At 71.1% G+C, this 19,924-nt stretch carries 14 protein-coding genes, 2 tRNA genes and 3 pseudogenes; 8 read left to right on the top strand and 11 right to left on the bottom strand.

The window, feature by feature from the left end; genetic code table 11:
• Window positions 1–104 precede the first annotated feature (104 nt).
• Complete coding sequence (locus ACZ6KY_RS13910) at window positions 105–1,070, bottom strand: hypothetical protein (protein ID WP_469310516.1); 966 nt, start codon at window positions 1,068–1,070, stop codon at window positions 105–107.
• A 614-nt stretch (window positions 1,071–1,684) separates the two neighbouring features.
• On the opposite strand from ACZ6KY_RS13910, the gene ACZ6KY_RS13905 reads away from it, so the two are divergent.
• Complete coding sequence (locus tag ACZ6KY_RS13905; protein WP_469310515.1) at window positions 1,685–2,239, top strand: DUF4760 domain-containing protein; 555 nt, start codon at window positions 1,685–1,687, stop codon at window positions 2,237–2,239.
• A gap of 28 nt (window positions 2,240–2,267) precedes the next feature.
• Here the strand turns inward: ACZ6KY_RS13905 and ACZ6KY_RS13900 are convergent, their stop codons facing one another.
• Window positions 2,268–2,834 (bottom strand): GNAT family N-acetyltransferase, encoded by a 567-nt coding sequence (locus ACZ6KY_RS13900; protein ID WP_469310514.1) that lies wholly within the window; start codon window positions 2,832–2,834, stop codon window positions 2,268–2,270.
• Window positions 2,831–3,604 (bottom strand): GntR family transcriptional regulator, encoded by a 774-nt coding sequence (locus tag ACZ6KY_RS13895; protein ID WP_469310513.1) that lies wholly within the window; start codon window positions 3,602–3,604, stop codon window positions 2,831–2,833. The genes ACZ6KY_RS13900 and ACZ6KY_RS13895 overlap by 4 nt, the downstream gene beginning before the upstream one ends.
• A gap of 495 nt (window positions 3,605–4,099) precedes the next feature.
• Between ACZ6KY_RS13895 and ACZ6KY_RS13890 the strand changes: the two are divergent.
• The 5 genes and pseudogenes from ACZ6KY_RS13890 to ACZ6KY_RS13870 form a co-directional block, all read left to right on the top strand.
• Window positions 4,100–4,360 (top strand): annotated as a pseudogene (locus ACZ6KY_RS13890) (DUF6284 family protein); the annotation flags it as partial.
• A gap of 335 nt (window positions 4,361–4,695) precedes the next feature.
• A pseudogene (locus ACZ6KY_RS13885) lies at window positions 4,696–5,549 on the top strand (protein spdB).
• Entirely contained in the window at window positions 5,549–5,875 is a 327-nt protein-coding gene (locus tag ACZ6KY_RS13880) for an RRQRL motif-containing zinc-binding protein (protein ID WP_469310512.1), read from the top strand. Before ACZ6KY_RS13885 ends, ACZ6KY_RS13880 begins: the two are co-directional and overlap by 1 nt.
• Before the next feature lie 359 nt (window positions 5,876–6,234).
• A complete protein-coding gene (locus ACZ6KY_RS13875) occupies window positions 6,235–6,462 on the top strand; it encodes a hypothetical protein (protein WP_469310511.1) in 228 nt (75 codons plus the stop codon).
• Window positions 6,463–6,747: 285 nt separating this feature from the next.
• A complete protein-coding gene (locus ACZ6KY_RS13870; protein ID WP_469310510.1) occupies window positions 6,748–6,972 on the top strand; it encodes a hypothetical protein in 225 nt (74 codons plus the stop codon).
• Window positions 6,973–7,566: 594 nt separating this feature from the next.
• Here ACZ6KY_RS13870 and ACZ6KY_RS13865 read toward each other — a convergent pair.
• A tRNA-Arg gene (locus ACZ6KY_RS13865) sits at window positions 7,567–7,639 on the bottom strand.
• 238 nt (window positions 7,640–7,877) lie between these two features.
• Window positions 7,878–7,968 (bottom strand) — tRNA-Ser (locus ACZ6KY_RS13860).
• Between the two features lie 157 nt (window positions 7,969–8,125).
• Between ACZ6KY_RS13860 and ACZ6KY_RS13855 the strand changes: the two genes are divergently transcribed.
• Window positions 8,126–8,713, top strand: a complete 588-nt coding sequence (locus ACZ6KY_RS13855; protein WP_469310509.1) for an SSI family serine proteinase inhibitor — start codon at window positions 8,126–8,128, stop codon at window positions 8,711–8,713.
• Between the two features lie 234 nt (window positions 8,714–8,947).
• Window positions 8,948–13,045, top strand: a complete 4,098-nt coding sequence (locus ACZ6KY_RS13850) for a hybrid sensor histidine kinase/response regulator (protein WP_469310508.1) — start codon at window positions 8,948–8,950, stop codon at window positions 13,043–13,045.
• 183 nt (window positions 13,046–13,228) lie between these two features.
• On the opposite strand, the gene ACZ6KY_RS13845 is transcribed toward ACZ6KY_RS13850, so the two are convergent.
• The 6 genes and pseudogenes from ACZ6KY_RS13845 to ACZ6KY_RS13820 all read right to left on the bottom strand — a co-directional run bounded on the left by ACZ6KY_RS13845 (window position 13,229) and on the right by ACZ6KY_RS13820 (window position 19,905).
• Complete coding sequence (locus ACZ6KY_RS13845) at window positions 13,229–14,884, bottom strand: long-chain fatty acid--CoA ligase (RefSeq protein WP_469310507.1); 1,656 nt, start codon at window positions 14,882–14,884, stop codon at window positions 13,229–13,231.
• Between the two features lie 100 nt (window positions 14,885–14,984).
• Window positions 14,985–15,578, bottom strand: coding sequence for a SigE family RNA polymerase sigma factor (locus ACZ6KY_RS13840; RefSeq protein ID WP_469310506.1), 594 nt, complete (start codon window positions 15,576–15,578; stop codon window positions 14,985–14,987).
• 230 nt (window positions 15,579–15,808) lie between these two features.
• A complete protein-coding gene (locus ACZ6KY_RS13835) occupies window positions 15,809–16,975 on the bottom strand; it encodes a lipid-transfer protein (RefSeq protein ID WP_469310505.1) in 1,167 nt (388 codons plus the stop codon).
• Between the two features lie 137 nt (window positions 16,976–17,112).
• A pseudogene (locus ACZ6KY_RS13830) lies at window positions 17,113–17,490 on the bottom strand (MaoC family dehydratase); the annotation flags it as partial.
• Window positions 17,487–18,803, bottom strand: a complete 1,317-nt coding sequence (locus ACZ6KY_RS13825) for an acyl-CoA dehydrogenase family protein (RefSeq protein ID WP_469310504.1) — start codon at window positions 18,801–18,803, stop codon at window positions 17,487–17,489. The pseudogene ACZ6KY_RS13830 and the gene ACZ6KY_RS13825, both read right to left, overlap by 4 nt.
• 1 nt (window position 18,804) lies before the next feature.
• Window positions 18,805–19,905, bottom strand: a complete 1,101-nt coding sequence (locus ACZ6KY_RS13820; protein WP_469310636.1) for a bifunctional MaoC family dehydratase N-terminal/OB-fold nucleic acid binding domain-containing protein — start codon at window positions 19,903–19,905, stop codon at window positions 18,805–18,807.
• Window positions 19,906–19,924: the final 19 nt, after the last annotated feature.

Raw genomic sequence — 19,924 nt, 5'->3', positions numbered from 1 at the left:
TCTCTCCGGAGCCTCTCGCCTACGCCGCGCGGGGCCCGGCGCGGGGGCACGGTTGCCACGGGCGCGGGACAGCAACGGTGACGGCGACGGGGGTCAGGGTGGGGTCACTTGACGTCGACGTAGTCACCCGCGGCCGAGACGGCCGGCGTGGTGGACGTTCCCGCGAAGGAATAGCGCCAGTAGCCGTCGGTCGTCGCCTTGTAGGTCGTCTTGAGGTTGCCGTGGCTGTCGGAGCTGACGGTCTTGAGGGTGGTGTAGGCGGTGGAGCCCTTCTTGCGGAACTGCAGCCTGACCTTCTGGCCCGTGTAGCCCGCGTACTTGTGGGTGTCCCAGTTCGCGCGGGTCAGAGCACCGGTGATCGTGAGCGTCTTGCCTTTCGTGACCGGCTCGGGCGCGGCGTTCGTCGTGAGCTTGGACAGGCGTTGGATCGCCGGGGACCGGAGCCCGGCCTGGTCCGCGGTGCCGATCTTGCTGACGTCCGACACATCGCTGGGGTCCTGGCCGTTGTAGGCGACGGCCCAGGCCACCGAATGCCAGCTCGTTCCGGCGTCGGCGTTGTGAAGGTCGTACTTGGGGTAGATGTCGACGGTCCCCTTGCAGGTCTCGACGGTGACGACCTTCTCGTAGGAGGACATCGAGGAGGTCACGCTGCACGAAGCCGGACTGTCGCCGTACAGGTCGGTCGCCGGGGACGTGGCGGAACCCCGGTAGAGGTCCAGGCCGACGTAGAAGTCGTCGTCGCTGAGACCGTTGACGTTGGTCGCCGTGAGCGTGAAGGTGTAGGGCACATGCACGATGGCGCTCGTGCCGACGGACACGGCGGACTTGCCACTCGCGACCTTGACGTTCGAGAAGGTCACCGCCAGCGCGTACGGCTTGGCGGAGGCCGCCGTCGCCGGTGCCGGCGCCGTGAAGGCCGACTTCCCCGTAGCGGGGGCGGAGTGAGCGCCGAGCTGCCAGGGGCGCGCGGCACCCGCCGTGTCGGCCGCCTGAGCGGCCGGCACCGTGGCGCCGGTCAGCGCTACGGCGCCGCAGACGACAGCGACGGCCGCAGGAACGCGAATACGCATGCACTCTCCGTGGGAGAAGCGCCGGGAACGGTGAGCAGACCGGTCTTCCCGGCGAACAGGTTCGGAAAGCCGACCGGAGTCGGCGTTTGACACGAGCTCAGACATGTCAAGCCGAAGGATGGTTGTACGGCCCACCGTCCTTGGGTGACCGCGCCGGGCAGGATGTGGAGCACCGCTCTGGGGGCGGGGTCGGACGATCGCCGGCGCGGCCCGCCGCGAACTGTCCGTCGCGGCCGTGACGGAGGCGCGGCAGGAGATCCCTTGGACTTTCATAGGTGGTCTGGGCAGCGGCCAGGATTGCCGGGTCCGGGCTCCCCCGCGGTCCCGCTGCCGTACTCCACTGCCGCACGTCCCCGAAAACGCAAGAGGCCCCGGATCTCTCCGGGGCCTCTCACCTGTGTGCACTCGGCAGGATTCGAACCTGCAACCTTCTGATCCGTAGGCGCGTGCACCCCCGATGCACGCACGGTACAAAGTCGATCTGCGGCCGTGATCGGTCATCGCTGATCCGAGCGAGATCCGTGGCTGTACGCCTTCGTACGTGGACGTTGATGTCAGGCATTGATGTCAGAAACAGCCCCGCTAGCTGCGCATCTTCCGTAAGGTATCGGGCCGTGACGTCGTATGAGTGGTGGTCCCTGGTTGCTTCGTTCGGCTCTCTGCTCGTCAGTGTCGTTGCCTTCGGCGCACTGGCGTGGCAGCTCCTCTTGCTGGCTCGTGGCACAGGCCAAGATCACGACAGGCGCCGCAAGCAGGCGACCATGGAGTACCTCACGGCCAACATGGAGCGGCGAAAGGTGCTGTTCGACGAGGGGATACCCAACGAGCGGGATCACGAGGCCATTTCAGCTCTGCTCAGCCTCTCGCTGGCAGGTGACGAGCCAACGACGAAACTGATCACGGCTTACCTCACAATGTTCAACTTCCTGGCTGTCGGCGCGCAGTCGGACGCCTTCGACCGAGAAGTCATCGACGAGGCATGGGGAGGTCTCATCATCGCTGTTTGGAACAACTACCGTCCCTGGATGGAGACGCAGCGAAAGGTGCACGGCGAGCCCCGCGTGTGGGAGAACCTGGAATGGCTGGCTGGCAAAATGACGCCACGCCGGCCCGTCGCTCCCGCTGGAGCCAGTGGAAACCTGCCCCCGCAGGGACAACCCGTTTCGTAGGGGGACCCGGGGACACGGCGATGTCGGGCTAGCCGTCACCAAAGCGTTCCGGCTCCGGGGTCTCGTCCACAAAGCCGTGCTCGGCAAGGTGCGTTGGCCGCTGGGCCAGCCAACCTGAAACCCGGGGACCTCCGTTGATCGCTGCCCCCTCCAAGACCGTGCGGACGTGCGCAAACCCCTGGCGGAGGTAGTACGCCTGTAGATCCTCGTTGGTCGTCCACGCGTCGAGCCGGAGCCATTTGGCCCCGGCTCGATAGGCACGGTCTCCGGCCCAATCGAGCAGACGGCCACCGACGTTCTGTCCGGCGTGCGTTCGCGCGACGGACAGTTTGTTGATGAACATCGAAGGCTCGGAGAGCTCTTGCTCTGTCCAGAGGCCCGACTCCGCCTCGGAGGTCAAGGTGATGGTCGCCACCGTCGCGGCACCGTCCAGGACCATGAAGACAGTCCCGTCCTCTACGGTGCCCAACAGCTTGTCCGCCGGGTACGGGAGTTGCCACTGGTCGGTTCCGAGGCGGGAAAGCCAGGCTGCGGCCTCCGATCGGAAGGCCAGCAGCTTGGACACATCGCCCGGTTGGGCAGGGGTGATTCTCACTGAGGCTCGTTCTCGCTTCGGGCGGACAGATCGCCGATCTCGTAGTTCATCCGGTTCAAGTCGCCCCGGAAGGTCGTGATGGTGCACCGGATGGGCCGATCTGCCGAGTAGCCCGTCCGCGTCCAAAGCAGCACCGGCACACCAGCGCCGACCTCCAACAGCCGTGCTTCCTCCGGCGTCGGCATTCGCGCGGCGATCTCGTCGAAGTACCCGACCTGCTCGATGCCTTGAGCGGTTAGGTACCTCGTGGTGCCCTCTTCGATGTCTCCTGGCTCGGCCAGCCGGGGCGACTGGTCGACCAGCCACGATGGATAGTAGGTCGCTTGCGTGGACCAAGGGACGTCGTCCGCATAGCGATGACAAAACCGCAATACCGCTTTCGTACCTGCCGGAACCTTGAGCCGCGCAGCGACATCGGTCGAAGCCGGGAGCATCTCTACGCGGAACGTCTGGTGGGGCCGGCGGCCAGCGTTCGTCACGTCGGTGCTGTAGGCGTCCCCGTTCTGCGGGAAGGTCAGATCCTCGAACCGCGACGCGTTCAGTTCGAACACTTCGTGCGACTTGACCTCGTATCCGAGCCCCTGGCTGGACGAGATCAGACCTTCGCCGACCAGCAGGCTCAGCCCGTTGCGGACCGTGTTCCTGGACGCGTCGAAGCGCTGCTGCAAGTCGTTCTCAGAGGGCAGCCGCGCCCCCGGCGCGTAGGTGCCGTTGTCGATCTCGCGGCGCAGGACGTCAGCGACTTGCCGGTACTTCGGCTGCTTGGTCATTGCCCCATCATGACGCACTCGCGCAACTTGTTGGTACATGTGGTCCCTAACCCCTTGACACCTCACCGCCCGCGGGTGCAGCATCACCGCATCAGCTTGTACCAACAAGTTGAACAGGTGGTGCAGCACTATTGAGTGTGCCTGCCTGTACTGGCAGCGCCCGGCGGGTCCCGTGGAGACGGGAGCCCCTCTGACCAGGGGTTACCGCGCTCACCGGCAGCGACAGCGCCTTGAAAACTCAACAGCGTGCTGAGGGAGACCGCCCCACCTCTGCAAGCAAGAGGGCGGCGTGCGCGGGTTCTGGTCCTGCGTGCGAGCACGGCGCGTTTCGACCTTTTCGCAGCTCACGCGCTGCGGCCGGTTGCCTCAGCTGCTCGTCTCGTACGAGCAGCGCTGAGGGGAGCCGGATCTACCGACTTCAACGGCGCGCGGCCCCGGTGCTGTAACACCGGGGCCGCTGTTCGGGCCGTTCCTGTGTGAGAGGAACACGACCCAATGAACCCCATCGTCACTGTTCAGGAAGCTGTTACCGCGTTCGCCGACTTCATGGAGCCGACGGACGCGGAGCTGGACGCGATCGAGCTGGAGATGCCGCTGATCCTGGCGGACGTCGACCTGATCGACGCGCAGATCATCGCGATGCACCACGCCCCCGACGAGGTCGACACCCGCCGGGTGCGCCGGGCGCTTGCCCGGGTGCTCGCCGAGCGGGCCAAGCTGTCCAACCGCACGGCCGGCACGTCCCTGGCGGGGGGGTGCGGCATGAGCACGATCCCCACGCTGGACGCCCTGGCGGTACCGCTGCGGGCGTTGCGGCTGCTGGCGGTCGACTTCCCCGGCCTGCCGGCCCCGGTGGTCGACGTGAGCTCGATCTACCCGGACCGGCTGTCCCTGCCGGTCCACGCCATGCAGGGCGGGTTCACCGCGTTCGAGGCGTGGCGGACGGCGCTCGGTATCGCCCCGGACGCGGTCGACTTCCACGTGCAGTGCGACCACCGCACCGGCGTGCTGAACGCACAGACGAAGTACGGCGGCGCGGACATCGAGCTGACCGACTACACGCAGGTGCCCGACAGGGCGGGGGTGGCGTGATGGCCCGCCCGACCGCTCTGCCCGCCGTGGCCGTGACGGCGGTGTCCTGGTCCTCACTCTGGCCGTGGTCGTGATGTGGCTGGGCTCGGCAATGCCGTGGCCCGTCGCGCTGGTGGTCGGTCTGGGCATCGACGGGGGCTGGCTGGCCACCCTCGCCTACGAACGGCGCCTCGCCGCGCAGGGCGACCACTCCGACGTCGTGACCGGGGTCGGCTGGTCGTTCGGCCTGCTCGCAACCGGTGTCCTGGTCGCCCACGCGCTGACCGCCGAGGCGGACACGGGCGCGTGGCTGGCGGTGGCGTGGCTGCCGCTCGCGGCGAAGGCGCTGTGGCTGGTCCACGGGTTCTGGGAGCGGACCGCGCTCACCCCGACCGCGCTGACCGCCATCACCGGCATCCAGCAGGAAGCCCGCGACGAAGCGGCCGTGGCGCGTGCCCGGCTGCGGGCGGAAGCCACGACGGAGGAGACCCGGCTGACGGCCGTGACGCAGGCCGGCGCCCGCGTCGCACGCGTCCAGGCCACAACCGCCAAACGACTCTCCGACGCCTGGTCGACGCTGGAGGCGGCGCGGACCGGCGAGGGCACGGGCAGGGCCTTGACCAGCGTGACGCACCGCGTCACGCCCGACGTCACGCCGCGCTGGGAACTCCCCGTCTGGGGACCGACAGCACCGCTGACAGCCCTGGAATCCGGGCCCGCGCTCACCGACGCCGAGCTTGACGCGGTCGTGGACGAGATCCGTACCAGCCGTGTTCCCGCCCTGTCCTACCGGGAGATGGCGACCCGCTTCCGTACGGCCGGACACTCCGCATCCGAGGTCCGCCTGCGGGCGGCGTGGAAGCGCGTGGCGTGATGGGCTCGTTGCCGGTGTTCCGGTGGCGCCTCGCCCCGGACGGCTACGCCACCAGACGGCAGCTCCGGGCGCGCGGTCTGCGGCCCGGCGGACAGGCCGTGGCGGCGCAGCTCGAACGGCCGCGCCGCCGTCGTGGACCGCTGGTCGCCTACCTGTACCGGGTCGACCTCGCTCGACCGGTGCGGCCCATGACGGCCGCGAAGCGGGCGGCGCTGGCCAAGGCCAACGCCGCCCGCCGCACCTGCCCGTCCTGCCACCGTGATGCGGGCTACGTCATCCCCGACTCGCTCGGGACCTGCGTGCCCTGCGCCGGCCCGCGCCGGTGAGACCGCAAGGAAACACCAGCTCAGTCCAGAGACTGAATCCAACCCAGCAGGTGCCCGACGCGCAGTCCCGCACGCACGACGTGCAGGGCGAAGCGCAGGCCGAACCGCTCGGCCGCAAAGGCAGCAAGCATCACCGCGAACGCTGCCTGGACCGCATGCCCGGGCGAGCAGAACAAACGGGGTATTAGCCGCGGGCTCTGCGACAGCGGTTCCTCGCACCTGAGGCACTTGCGGGCACCGCTCTTTCGGGCGCTCTGCGCCTCAGTTTCCCCACCCATGCGCGCGACTTTAGCGCCCCCACCACCCCCAAACGATCAGTGCTGCGCACCAACACCCCTCCCACGTCTAGGAGTTCACCTGTGGCCGGCACCACCGCTCCGAACACCATCGACTACGCGTGGCACGCCTGGGTGACCGTCCCCGGCGAAGGCCGCGCCTTCGCCCACGGCACCGTCACCGCCCCCGCCTCCTTCTGCTGGGACCGCGTCACCCGCGAAGTCGCGGCGTGGCTCGGGTCCCAGGGCACGACGGGCCGTCTCGCCGACATCCACCTCATCCTCGCCCCGCACGCCGGAAGGACGGTCTGACCATGTCCAAGCCCGACACCCGTCGCCTGGACCGTGCGATCCGCGAGACGAACCGCAAGCTCGAAGCCGTCCGCCAGGGCGAGCTGTGGCCGCTGACCGGTTCGGAGCGGCGCCAGATGCTCGCCGCGCTCGCCGGCGGTTCCTACCGGGTCATGCGTGGCAAGAACACCGGCCGCGCGGACAACCGGATCGACTCCGTCTCCACCTCCGCCGAGACCCGGCTGATCGCGGAGATGACCGCGTTGCAGATCGAGCGGGGTCACGGACCCACGGGGCCTGAACCGGATGCTCACCATCCTGTGCCGCAACGCACGGGTGCGGCGGGTGCGGGTGCACGACCTGCGGCACACCTGCGCGTCCCTGCTGCTCGCTCAAGGAGTCGATGCCCGCACCATCATGGAGACGCTGGGGGCACAGCACGATCACCATGACGCTGGACACCTACGCACACGTGATGGGGACGGCGTTGCGGGCGGCGTCGGATCGGATGGACGACGTGCTTGGCCCTGACGTTCCCCACGACGAAGGGGAAGACGAAGCTACCGGCCAGGGGGCCTGAGTCTGAACCCCAGGTCCAAGCGCCGGTCGGCTACGCCTCGCCGACGGTGAACCGTTCGGCGCAGGCGGAGGAGTCCGACGTAACCCTTGTCGCGCTGCGCAGTTGTCCGGTTGATCAATTCGGGCGGACACGCTCCGCCCGTGAACCGCAACAACGTGGAGGACAGATGACCGCCCCCACCGCCGTTTGGCGGACCGCAGTACGCACAACGACAGTCGCCGCGCTCGCAGCGGGACTCCTCGCCCTGGGCGTCGCTGGCGCCCAGGCTGCCGACACTCCGAACCCCCCTGGGCCGGTCCCGGCTCCCCTCAGCAGTCCCCTTGACACTATCGGCCAGGTCCTGAGGAATCCCTCGGGCATCGTCGGCTCGGTCCTGCCTAAAGGCATCCTCGGCGGCTGAGCTGGTCGATCCGGGGCCCGCCCTTTCAGGGAGGCCCCATGCGCTCGGGGTCGGACACAGGCGCTGAGCGTTCCCAGGGCGCGTTGATGTCACCCGCTGATGTCAAAGGCCCCGCCGGTTCAACCGGCGGGGCCTTTGATCTGTGTGCACTCGGCAGGATTCGAACCTGCAACCTTCTGATCCGTAGTCAGATGCTCTATCCGTTAAGCTACGAGTGCTTGTTCTGTTGTGCTTCTGTCTTCGCTTCCCGGGCTTTTGCCCCGCTCGCGGCGACAGGAAGAACATTACATGACTGCCGCCGCCATGTGAAATCCGTTTGCCTCACCCCTTGTGAGCTGGGCAAACGTACTTCTGGGCCCTCGCGAGCACCCCCCACGCCGGCGCGCTCCGCGGCTCTCACCGACACCCGGAACGCCGAAGCCCCGGTCCAGTGGACCGGGGCTTCGGATCTTCGCGCGGAGGCGGAGGGATTTGAACCCTCGATGGGATTGAAGTCCCAAACCGCATTAGCAGTGCGGCGCCATAGACCGGACTAGGCGACGCCTCCCGCACAACCCCTCACGCGAGCGCGAGTGGTGCGTGCAGATGATGACACAGTCGAGCGCGGTGTCACCAATCGCCCCCCACGGTACTAGGCGAATACGCCGCACCGCAAAGCCCCCACCGGCGCGCAACCGGGTGGGTCGCCCCGCGTTAGGCAGGTCATGTTGCGCCGACTGCTCCTCACCGCCGCCGTGGCCGCCACCGCCGCGCTCTCGACCGTGCCCAGCGCCACCGCCGGCACCCCCTCCGACGACACGCCCCGGGTGCCCCCTCTATCTGTGGCGTCTCCCGCCGGACCCTCCACGGCGGTCCCCGGCGGATCGTCGCCGCTCTTCCCCGGCGGGCCGTCGGCACTGTCCGAGGCCGCGTACGGGGTAGCGCTGCCGGCCCTCATGCCCCCGCCGGTCCGCCCGGAGGACACCGTCGACCGGCTGACGGTGACCGTCCACGACGTGGGCGGCGGCGCGGACGGGACCTTCGAGCTGGAGTGCCATCCCGCGGGCGGCGGCCATCCGCACGCGGCGGAGGCGTGCGACCGGCTGGACCGGATGACCACCTGGGGCAAGGACACCTTCGCCCCGGTGCCGCCGGACACCCTGTGCACGATGGAGTACGGGGGTCCGGCCACGGCGCATGTCACGGGGACCTGGGCGGGGCGCCCCGTCGACGCGCGCTACGACCGCTCGAACGGGTGCGAGATCTCGCGCTGGAACGCCCTGGTGCCGCTGCTGCCCGGCGCCCGCCCATAGCGCAGACGGGGCCAGGACACGGCGACGTCACGGTGATCTCACGGTTCCGCCCGGTGAAACGCGTGGTCACAGGTTCTACGCCGATTCTGCGTCTCATATGTGTGCGACCTCCCTCTCATCCGGCATCCCGAGCGCAACCACTGCCCGTAGACTCCCTCGCGTGACACGCCGCGGGCCGGTTGGCAAGATGGCATCCGCGGTCGGCAAGGTGCGGTAACAGGGAGGAAGCGTCTCGTGAGCAGCAGGCCATCCCGAGGCGCTGCTCGCCTCGCAGCCATACTGGACGCGCTGCCCGATGCGCTGGTCCTGGTCAACGCCAACGGGACCGTCGTCAACGCCAACACGATCGCCCTGGAGGCCTTCGAGACCCCGGGCACCGCCCTGGTGGGCCGCGGGCTGCTCGATCTGCTGCCCGAGTTCGACTCCCGGCTGATCCCCGGATCCATGCGGCGCCCCGACACCACCGATGATCGCGGGCGGACCAAGCCGACCCGGATGATCGCGCGGCGGACCGACGGCACGGAGTTCCCGGTCGAGGTCACCAGCGCGAACCTGGAGAGCGGCGAGCAGGCCTACGACAACTACGGCTCCACCCCTGACGAGCTGCTCATGCTCGTCGTACGCGACCTTTCGGGCACCGTCGACACCGAGGCCGAACTCGCGCGTTCGCAGCGCCAGACCGAGATGATCCTGCGCGCGGCGGCCGAGGGCGTCGTCGGGACGGACACCGAGGGGCGGGTCGTTCTCGTCAATCCCGCCGCCGCCCAGATCCTCGGATACCGGGCCAGCGATCTCGGCGGCAAGGACCTGCACGCCCTGATCCTGCACTCGCGGGCGGACGGCGAGGACTTCCCCTATGCGGAGTCGCCGCTCGCCGACACCCTGCGCTCCGGGCGCAAGCACCGGGTGCGCGGACAGGTGCTGTGGTCGAAGTCCGGGGACAAGGTGCCGGTCGACCTGACGACGTCTCCGGTGCGCGACGGGGACCAGCTCGTCGGCGCCGTCATGACCTTCACCGACCGGCGGCCGTACGACACCCTGGTCGAGGAGAAGGACGCGGCCGCCACCCGGCACGCCGATGAGCTGGAGCGGATCGGTGAGGAGCACGCCGCCGAGCTGGAGGAGCTGCGCGAGCGGCACACCGCCGAGCTCACCGAGCTGACCGAGGGGCACGAGGAGGAACTCGCCGCCGGCGACGAGCGGTACGCGGCGCTCGGCGAGCGGGAGAAGGACCGCTACGAGGCGCTGACCGCCCGGCACGAGCAGCTGCTCGCCGTCCTCGGCCAGTCCCTGCGCGGACCGCTCGACCAGCTGCGCGGCGAACTCGCCAAGCTCGCCGCGGACGACGCGGGGCAGCTGTGGCCGGAGGCCAACCAGGTGCTCCACCACCTCTCGGCCGGCTACTCGCGCATCACGACCCTCGTCGACAACGTCCTCGGCTACCAGCGGCTGGACGCCGGCGTCGAGACGATCTTCCGTACGAACGTCATGCTCGACGCCGTGGTCGCGGCCGGTGTCGACGGGGCCATCGACCTGATCGGGCCCGGACGCGTGCAGTTCGCCGTGCACGCGCCGCCCATCGAGGCCGAGGTCGACCCGCAGCGCCTCGCGGGCGCCCTCGCCCACCTCATCGCGGACGTCGCGGGCGTCGACGCGACCGGGAACGCGCCGGTGTCGGCGGGCGGTTACATGGACAACACGGTCGTCGTGGCGGCGGCACAGCGCGGCGAGGTCGTCCGTATCGAGGTGCGCGGACCGTACGCCGGGGGAGACCCGGTGCACGAGCCGATCGTGCGCGGGATCGTGCGCGCGCACGGCGGTGTGCTCCAGACGCACGAGGTGCCGGGGATGAGCGGCAGCGCGTACGTCCTCGAGGTGCCCATCGGGGGCGGGGCGGGCTCGGTTCCGCTCGCCGCCGGACCGGTGGTCTCCACCGAGGTCGCCCTGGCCGAGCCGACCGCGCAGCAGAGCGGTGGCAGGCGGCGGGCCCGGCGGTCCTCCGTGGACGCCTTCCTGGAGAGCGAGGAGACGGGGGAGTCCGGCCCGAAGGCCGTCGAGGAGTCCGGTACGACCGCTCCCACCGGGCGTCGTCGCCGGCGTGCCGCCGAGGAGCAGGCGGCCGGCGAGCTCCCGCAAGCACAGGAGCAGACGGACGGCTCCGGCGACGGCTCCGGCGGTAGCGGGCGACGCCGCGGCCGGCCCAGCCCCGTCGAGGGCACCGGCGACGCCGCGGCCCAGGGGACGCCCGACGGGGTCTCCGAGGGCGCGGTCGTGATGGCGGGCGAGCACGGGGCGGGAACCGCGGCCGTGGGATCCGGGCTGGGCGGGACGGTGCCTCCGCAGGGGGTGCCGGTGCCCTCCGGACGACGCGCGCGCCGGGACGGCGAACAGAACGCGCTGCCCGCGGCGTTGCCGGCGGCGCCCGCCGCACAGGCCGCTCCTGCGGCGACGGCACCGGACGGTCCCGACGAGGACGCGGGCGAGCCGAGCGGGCGGCGCCGCCGCGCGCTGGCCGCGGCGGCCGAGCGTGCCGCCGCGCAGGAGACGGGCGCCCGTCCGGTGTTCGCGCTGCCGCCGGCGGAGGCGGACCGCTCACCGGAGTACGTCCAGGCCGAGGCCCAGGCGCAGGCCGCCCAGGCACAGGCCGCGCAAGCCCAGGCGGCCCAGGTCCAGGCCGCTCAGGCACAGGTCGCTCAGGCCGCACAGGCTCAGGTCGCGCTGGCCCAGCAGCCCGACGGCCGTCATGACGCGATGCCGCACAACCCCGACGACGATCACACCCCGCCGCAGCCGCACCCCGCCTCCGCCCCGACGGGCCGCCGACGCGCCCGTCAGATCACCGCCCCGGGCCAGCCCGCGGCGGCGGCCGGAGCACCCTCGGCGGCTCTCCCGGCCCAGGGCGTTCCCGGACAGCCGGTTCCGGCGCGGGGGCTCCCCGCGCAGGGCGCCCCGGGCGCTGTCACCGCCGGTCAGCCGCTCGCCCCCGGACGGCCCGCCGCCGCGCAGGCCGGCCCGTCCGGTACCGCGCCCGCTCCGGCGCCCCGGTCGTGGCCCAACGCGAACACCACCTCCGGCGCCGGCGCGCAGCCCGCGCTCCCCGCGGCGAACGCGGCGGCCCCGGCACAGCCGGTCCCCGTCCCGCTCCCCCCGGAGCGCCAGGCGCCGCGGATCGCCCAGCCACTGCCCGCCGAGGCGACGCCCGCGTCCGCCCCGGCCGACTCCAACTCGACGCAGGGCCGTGCCATAAGCGTGCGCACGCTCGGCCAGGGCGTTCCGTTCGCCCGCCAGGTCGCGGCGGCCCAGCCGGGCGGCGGTGTCCAGGCCCAGACGCCTCCCCCGCACGGGACGAACGGCGGGGGCCGCCGCCGCAAGCTCGGCACTCCGCCCGAGCCGGTCGTCGAACGCCCGGAGGCGGCCGCGCGCTCGCTTCCGCAGGGCGGCCAGCCGGGTGCCGGACCCCGGCGCCCCGGCACCACCGAGGGCGCCGGACGGTCGTACGCCATAGGCGCACCGGACGAGAACGCGGCCGAGGGCCCCGAACCGCTCGACGGTCCCGGCGGTGCCGTCGAGGTCGCCGACCAGCCGCAGCCGCGGCCCGTGGACGACGAACTGCCCCCGGAGCCGCTGGACAACCCGCGGCGGCTGCTCGTGTGGCCGGCGCCCGACGCCACCACCCAGCAGGCGCTGAGCGACCGCGGCTACCGGCCCGTCATCGTGAACTCGCGCGAGGAGGTGGACGCGCAGATCGCCGCGTTCCCGGCCGCGCTGTTCGTCGACCCGCTGACCGGCCCGATCACCCGCACGGCGTTGCAGTCGCTGCGGCAGGCCGCCGTCGCCGCAGAGGTGCCCGTCCTGGTGACGGCCGGACTCGGACAGGCGACGCGCGAGGCGGCGTACGGCGCCGACCCCGCCGTACTCCTGAAGGCGCTCGCGCCCCGCGACTCCGAGCAGCACCCGCCGCGCGTGCTGCTCATCGAGGAGCACGCGGAGATCGCGCTCGCGCTGACGGCGACGCTGGAGCGGCGCGGGATGCAGGTCGCGCGCGCCTCGACGGACGAGGACGCCGTCACGCTGGCCTCGCAGATGCGGCCGAACCTCGTGGTGATGGACCTGATGCAGGTTCGGCGCCGACGGGCCGGAATCGTCGACTGGCTTCGTGCGAACGGGCAGTTGAACCGCACACCGCTCGTCGTCTACACCGCCACCGTCGACCCGGCCGAACTGCCGCGGCTGGCCGCGGGGGAGTCGGTGCTGTTCCTCGCCGAACGCTCCACGAGCGCCGAGGTCCAGGACCGGATCGTCGACCTCCTGGCCCGCATCGGCACCAACTAGCCGTAGGCGAGCCGGTCGTACGAACCAGTCGTCCGTACGTCCCTGCGCCCGCCCGGCCGTATGTACCGTCCATGCGCCGGTACGTCGGTGAAGCGCGCGTACGCCGGGCGGGGAGCCCTGAGGCACTCCGTCCGGCGTACGTGTGATGGTCCCCGGGACCGGCCGTGGCCGCCCGGTGGCGTCTCAGAGCTTGGTCACGTCCAGGCTGCCCTCCGCGTACTTCTTGCGGATCACCTTCTTGTCGAACTTTCCGACGCTCGTCTTCGGGACCGCCTCGACGATCGACCAGCGCTCCGGGAGCTGCCACTTGGCGATCCTGCCCTCGTCGGCGAGGAAGGCGCGCAGCGTCTCGAAGTCAGCGGTGGAGCCCTCCTTCAGGACGACGGTGGCCAGCGGCCGCTCGCCCCACTTCTCGTCGGGGACGGCCACGACCGCGGCCTCGGTCACGTCCGGGTGGGACATGAGGGCGTTCTCCAGGTCGACCGAGGAGATCCACTCGCCGCCCGACTTGATGACGTCCTTGGCGCGGTCGGTGAGGGTCAGGAAGCCGTCGGGGCTGATCGTGCCGACGTCACCGGTCTTGAGCCAGCCGTCCTCGCTGAACTTGTCGGCGGGGCGCAGCGGTTCGGCGCCGTCGCCGCCGTAGTAGGCGCCGGCGATCCACGGGCCGCGGACCTCCAGTTCGCCGGCGGACTCGCCGTCCCAGGGGAGCCGTTCGCCGCCGGGGCCGGTGAGGCGGGCCTCGACGCCCGCCGGGAATCGGCCCTGGGTGAGGCGGTACGCGAACTCCTCGTCCGTGCCCACGGCGTGGACCGGCGGGCGGGCGATGGTGCCGAGCGGGGAGGTCTCCGTCATGCCCCACGCGTGGCAGACGTGCATGCCCAGCTCGTCGAAGGCGGCCATCAGCGAGGGCGGGCAGGCCGAGCCGCCGATCGTCACCTGGGTCAGGGAGGAGACGTCCCGGGGCTTGGCGGTCAGCTCGGCGAGCAGGCCCTGCCAGATGGTCGGGACGGCGGCGGCATGCGTCGGCCGCTCGCTCTCGATCATCTCGGCGAGGGGCGCGGGCTGGAGGAAACGGTCCGGCATCAGCATGTTGATGCCGGACATGAAGGTCGCGTGCGGCAGACCCCAGGCGTTGACGTGGAACTGCGGGACCACGACGAGGGTCGTGTCACGGTCGGTGAGCCCCATCGACTGGGCCATGTTCACCTGCATGGAGTGCAGGTAGATCGAACGGTGGGAGTACACGACACCCTTGGGGTCGCCGGTGGTCCCGGAGGTGTAGCACATGGCCGCGGCCTGCCGTTCGTCGATCTCCGGCCAGTCGTAGACGGTCGGCTTCCCGGCGATCAGCTCCTCGTACTCGTGCACCCGCACGCTCGTCCCGTCGAGCAGCGAACGGTCACCGGGACCCGAGACCACCACGTGCTCCACCGTCGGCAGATGGGGGAGGAGCGGCGCGAGCAGCGGAAGCAGCGAACCGTTGGCGATGACCACGCGGTCGGCCGCGTGGTTGACGATGAAGACGAGCTGCTCGGCCGGGAGGCGCAGGTTCAGGGTGTGCAGCACGGCGCCCATGGAGGGGATCGCGTAGTACGCCTCGACGTGTTCGGCGTTGTTCCACATGAGGGTCGCGACCCGCTCGTCGCCCGTCACACCGAGGTCGTCGCGCAGGGCGTGAGCCAGCTGGTTCGCACGCTCTCCCGCCTCGCGGAAGCTGCGCCGGTGCGGCTCGCCCTCGCCGGTCCAGGTCGTGATCTGCGACTCTCCGTGCACCAGCGCCCCGTGCACCAGAATGCGGGTCACAGTCAGCGGTACGTCCTGCATCGTGCTCAGCACGGCGTCCTCCCGGGGGCGACATTGCCTACGCGGTAGTAATGGGCTGCGCTGATTCTGCTCACATACCGCGTGGTATGTCACTAGGGGCAGGAATGATCGATCAGCTCAGGGCCTGCTGGGACGCTGTTCGGGACCCTTCCTGACGTACGGGGATCAGCTCGGGGTCCTCGCGGAGTTTGCCCAGCGCACGGGACACCGCCGACTTGACCGTGCCGACGGATACCCCGAGGACCTCCGCCGTCTGGGCCTCGCTCAGATCCTCGTAGTAGCGCAGCACCACCATCGCCCGCTGCCGCGCCGGCAGCTTCGTGATCGCCCGCCACATCGCGTCGTGCAGCGCCTGCTGCTCGGCGGGGTCGGCGGCGGGCAGCCCCTCCGGCTCCGGCAGCTCCTCGCAGGCGAACTCGTCGACCTTGCGCTTGCGCCACTGCGACGTCCGCGTGTTCAGCAGGGCGCGCCGCACATAGCCGTCCAGCGCGCGATGGTCCTCGATCCGGTCCCAGGCGACGTACGTCTTCGTCAGCGCCGTCTGCAGCAGGTCCTCCGCGTCGCTCGGGTTCGCGGTGAGTGACCGGGCGGTGCGCAGCAGCACGGGCTGCCGCGCCTTCACGTACGACGAGAACGACGAGTACGAACGGGGCCGCGTCGCCCGTGTGGCGGCGTCCGAGGCGCTCGTGCAGACGAGTGTGGTCATGGCTCCACGCTAGGTTCGCCCCCTCCTCCGGCGGATCGGCCGCAGGTCCCGAAGCCATGTCCGCCTCAGGTTGTAGAACTGGGGCTGTCCTCACCTCCTGAAGGTGGACAAGCGGGGCCGCCCTCTGAGGGTTCACCCCTGATAGACGACCACCGGGGGAGTACGCGGGAGAGCGGGCCGCGAGAGAGCGGGACGCCGGAGAACAGGAGGCGGGATCACCCGCGGCGGTCTCATCCGTCGGCCCCGAGGATCAGGCCCGACGTGGGAACCCCGGTTCCCGCGGTCACCAGGACGCGCCCGGCGCCCGGTATCTGGTTCACGGACGTGCCCCGCAGCTGCCGTACGCCCTCCGCTATCCCGTTCATCCCGTGCAGATACGCCTCCCCGAGCTGCCCCCCGTGCGTGTTCAGCGGCAGCCGCTCCTCGGCGACGAAGTCCGCGGCCTCCCCGGGCTCGCAGAAGCCGAACTCCTCCAGCTGCATCAGCACGAACGGCGTGAAGTGGTCGTACAGGATCCCCACGTCGATCTCCGCCGGGCTGATCCCCGCCGTCCGCCACAGCTGCCGGGCCACCACGCCCATCTCCGGGAGCCCCGTCAGATCGTCCCGGTAGAAGCTGGTCATCTGTTCCTGCGCCCGGCCCGCGCCCTGGGCGGCCGCCGTGATCACGGCCGGGGAGTGCGGCAGATCGCGGGCCCGCTCCACGGAGGTGACCACCAGGGCCTGGCCGCCGTCGGTCTCCTGGCAGCAGTCCAGCAGCCGCAGCGGCTCCACGATCCACCGCGAGGCCGCGTGCTCGGCGAGCGTGATCGGTCTGCCGTGGAAGTACGCCGCCGGGTTCGTCGCCGCGTACTTCCGGTCCACCACCGCGACATGGCCGAACGCCTCGGGTGTCAGGCCGTGGGTGTGCAGATACCGCTGGGCCGCCATCGCCACCCAGGAGGCCGGGGTGAGCAGCCCGAACGGCAGGGCCCAGCCGAGTGCCGCACCCTCAGCCGACGGCTCCCGACGCTGCACGCCCGAGCCGAATCTGCGGCCCGACCGCTCGTTGAACGCCCGGTAGCAGACCACGACTTCGGCCACTCCGGTGGCCACCGCGAGCGCCGCCTGCTGCACGGTCGCACAGGCCGCCCCACCGCCGTAGTGGATGCGCGAGAAGAACGACAGCTCCCCCATCCCGGCCGCCTGCGCCACGGTGATCTCCGGGCTGGTGTCCATCGTGAACGTCACCATCCCGTCCACGTCCCCGGGAGTCAGCCCCGCGTCGTCGAGCGCGGCCCGCACCGCCTCCACCGCCAGCCGCAGTTCACTGCGCCCCGAGTCCTTGGAGAACTCGGTGGCCCCGATCCCGACGATCGCGGCCCGCCCGCCGAGGCCGTCCCGCCTGCGCACGCTCATGCGACACCGCCTTCGGACGGCGCGTCGACAGGGGCGGGCACGGGGGCAGGAGCAGGGACAGGGACCGGGACGGTTGTGGCAGTGGGGGCAGAGACGGGCGTCGCTTCCGGAATCGCTTCCAGAACCGGAGGCGCGGTCGGGACGGTCACCGTCACCGTGCCCATGACGTGCCGGCCGATGCCGTTGGCGCCGAGGATCCTCACCGTGGCCGTGTCGCCGTCGACCTCCTCGACCGATCCGGTCAACACCATCGTGTCCCCTGGGTGGTTGGGAGCGCCCAGCCGTATCGCCACCTTGCGCAGCACCGCGTCCGGGCCGAAGTGGTCGGTCACATACCGTCCGACCAGACCGTTGGTCGTCAGGATGTTCATGAAGATGTCCGGCGAGCCCTTGGCCCGCGCCAGATCCGCGTCGTGATGCACGTCCTGGTAGTCCCGTGAGGCGATCGCCCCGGCCACGATCAGCGTGCGGGTGATCTCGATCTCCAGCGGCGGCAGTACGTCGCCCACCCTCATGTCCCCTCCTTCCCGTTCGCGATCAACTCCCCCAACTCCTGAAGCACTTCGCCTCCGCATCCCAGATACGCGTCCAACTGCCGACCCCACAGGAAGTGCCGGTGAACGGGGTGTTCGAGGTCGGCGCCCGCCCCGCCGTGCAGATGCTGGCCCGTGTGCACCACCCGCTGCCCGGCCTCCGACGCCCACCAGGCGGCCGTCAGGGCGTGCGTGGCGTACGGCAGCCCCTCGTCGCGCCGCCACGCCGCCTCGTACGCCGTCACCCGTATCGCCTCGGTGTCCATGTACGCGTCGGCGGCCCGTAGTTGGACACCCTGCTTGGCGGCGAGCGGCCGCCCGAACTGCTCGCGCGCGTTCGTGTGCTCCACCGCCCGCGCCAGCGATCCGGCGCACACTCCGGCCTGGAGTCCGGCGAAGGCGGTACGGGCCGTGGCCAGCAGGTCGTCGCACGCCCCCGCGGCGCCCAGTGCCTCGCCCGGGGTCCCGTCCAGCGTCAGGCGCCCCGCCGACCAGGGCGCCGTCAGCTCGACCGGCTCGCTCACCGCCGCCTCCGCGGTGCGGACCAGCCAGAGCCTCCGCCGGTCGTCGGCGACGAGCACATGGGTGGCGTCGCGCAGCCAGGGCACGACGGGGACGACACCGGTCAGCCTCCCGGACGCCGACTCCCGCATCCCCGGCGCCGGATTCCGAGCCCCTGGCGCCGACTCCCGGGTCCCCGGCTCCTGTTCTCGCATCCCCGGCGCCGACTCCCGTGTCTCCGCCGCCTGTTCCCGCGCGCCCGGCGCCAACCCTCGTGCATCCGGTCCCTGTTCCCGCGCCCCCGACGTCGGCTCCCGCACGGGACCCGAACCGGCTTCGGCGTGGGACCCGGTATCGGCCCCGACGTCAGCCTCGATCAGGGCACCGGAGCCCGCACCCGACCTCGATCCCGACCCCGGCTCCCACCCCGATCCCGGCCCCGATCCGGATATCGCGCCGGCCACCACCACCGTTCCCTCGGCGATCCCCGGCAGCAGCCGGTCGCGCTGCTCGGGCGAACCGTGTGCCGCCACCGCGAGCAGTCCGAACACGCAGCTCGCCGCGAACGGCACCTGGGCCGTGGTGCGCCCCTGCTCCTCCAGCAGCAGGACGAGCCCGAGGAGCCCGATGTCCGCGACGGCCCCGACCAGCCCGGCGGCGCACAGCTCCTTCCACAGTCCGGCGTCACTGCCCGTCCCAGCGGCGGTGAGCCGCTCGTGCGTGGAGAGGTCGCCGAAGATCCGCGCGGCCAGGTCCCGGGCCGCCGCCTGCTCCTCGGTGGGCGTGAAGTCCATGTCAGCTCCCCCCACCCGAGCGACCGGCGAAGGAGGCGGCCGAGCGGGCGGAACCCCCGGGCGAGCGCGCGGCCGAGTCGCCGGTAACGCCGTCGCCGCCGGACCCCTCCTCCGCCCGGAAGACCGGCAGCTCCAACTCCTCGTCGTACCGCTGGAATTCGAGCCGTACGGGCATCCCGATCCGCACCTTGTCGTGCGGCACTCCCACCACGTTGCTCACGATCCGCACCCCCTCGGCGAGTTCGATCAGAGCGACGGCGTAGGGAGGGTCGAAGGCCGGGAACGGTGGATGGTGCATGACGACGTACGAATAGACGGTCCCCTCGCCGCGCGACTCGACGGTGTCCCAGTCCGGGCAGCCGCACGCGCCGCACCCCGGCAGCCACGGGAATCTCAGCGCCCCGCACGCCGTGCAGCGCTGGATCAGCAGCCGATGCCGCTCGACACCTTCCCAGAACCCGGCGTTGTCCCGGTTGATCACCGGGCGCGGGCGCAAGCCTCTTCTCTTCGCCTCCGGGGTGTTCGCCCCAGTGGTGCCCGACGGGCCCCTGGCCACCCCGGTGCCTTTCGGATTCCGGTGCGCCGGAACGTACTTGAGGATGCGGAACCTGTGCGTCCCGGCGAGTTCGCCGCCCGCTCGGATGTCCATCCGCGTGGTGACGAAGTACCCCGTGCCCAGCTTGGTCGTCTTGCGCTCGGACACGGACTCGATCATCGAGTCGAAGGTGATCTCGTCCCCAGGGCGCAACGGACGCAGATACTCCTGTTCGCAGTCGGTGGCGACCACCGAGGTGTATCCGGCGCCGTCGAGCAGGTCGAACAGCTCGTCGTACGTCCCGGAGCGGCCAGGACGGTCCGCGTGCCCGGACAGGCCACTCATCGTCCACGCCTGGAGCATGGTGGGCGGGGCCACGGCGTCCGGCCCCTCGTACGCGGGACTGGTGTCTCCCATGGCCTCGCACCAGTGCCGGATCATGGGCGCGTTGACCAGGTCCCTGCCGACACCCCCGACGGTGGCCGCACGCCCCTGATACTCCTTCAAACGCTCCGCCAGGCCGTCCCCGTCCCGCACGGCGCCGTCAGGCAGGGAAGCCTCAGGCACGGCGCCGCCACGTACGACG

It is taken from the genome of Streptomyces sp. NPDC042002, from assembly GCF_055588305.1.
Note: the sequence above shows the minus strand (reverse complement) of the source record. Positions and strands in the feature narration are given on the sequence as shown.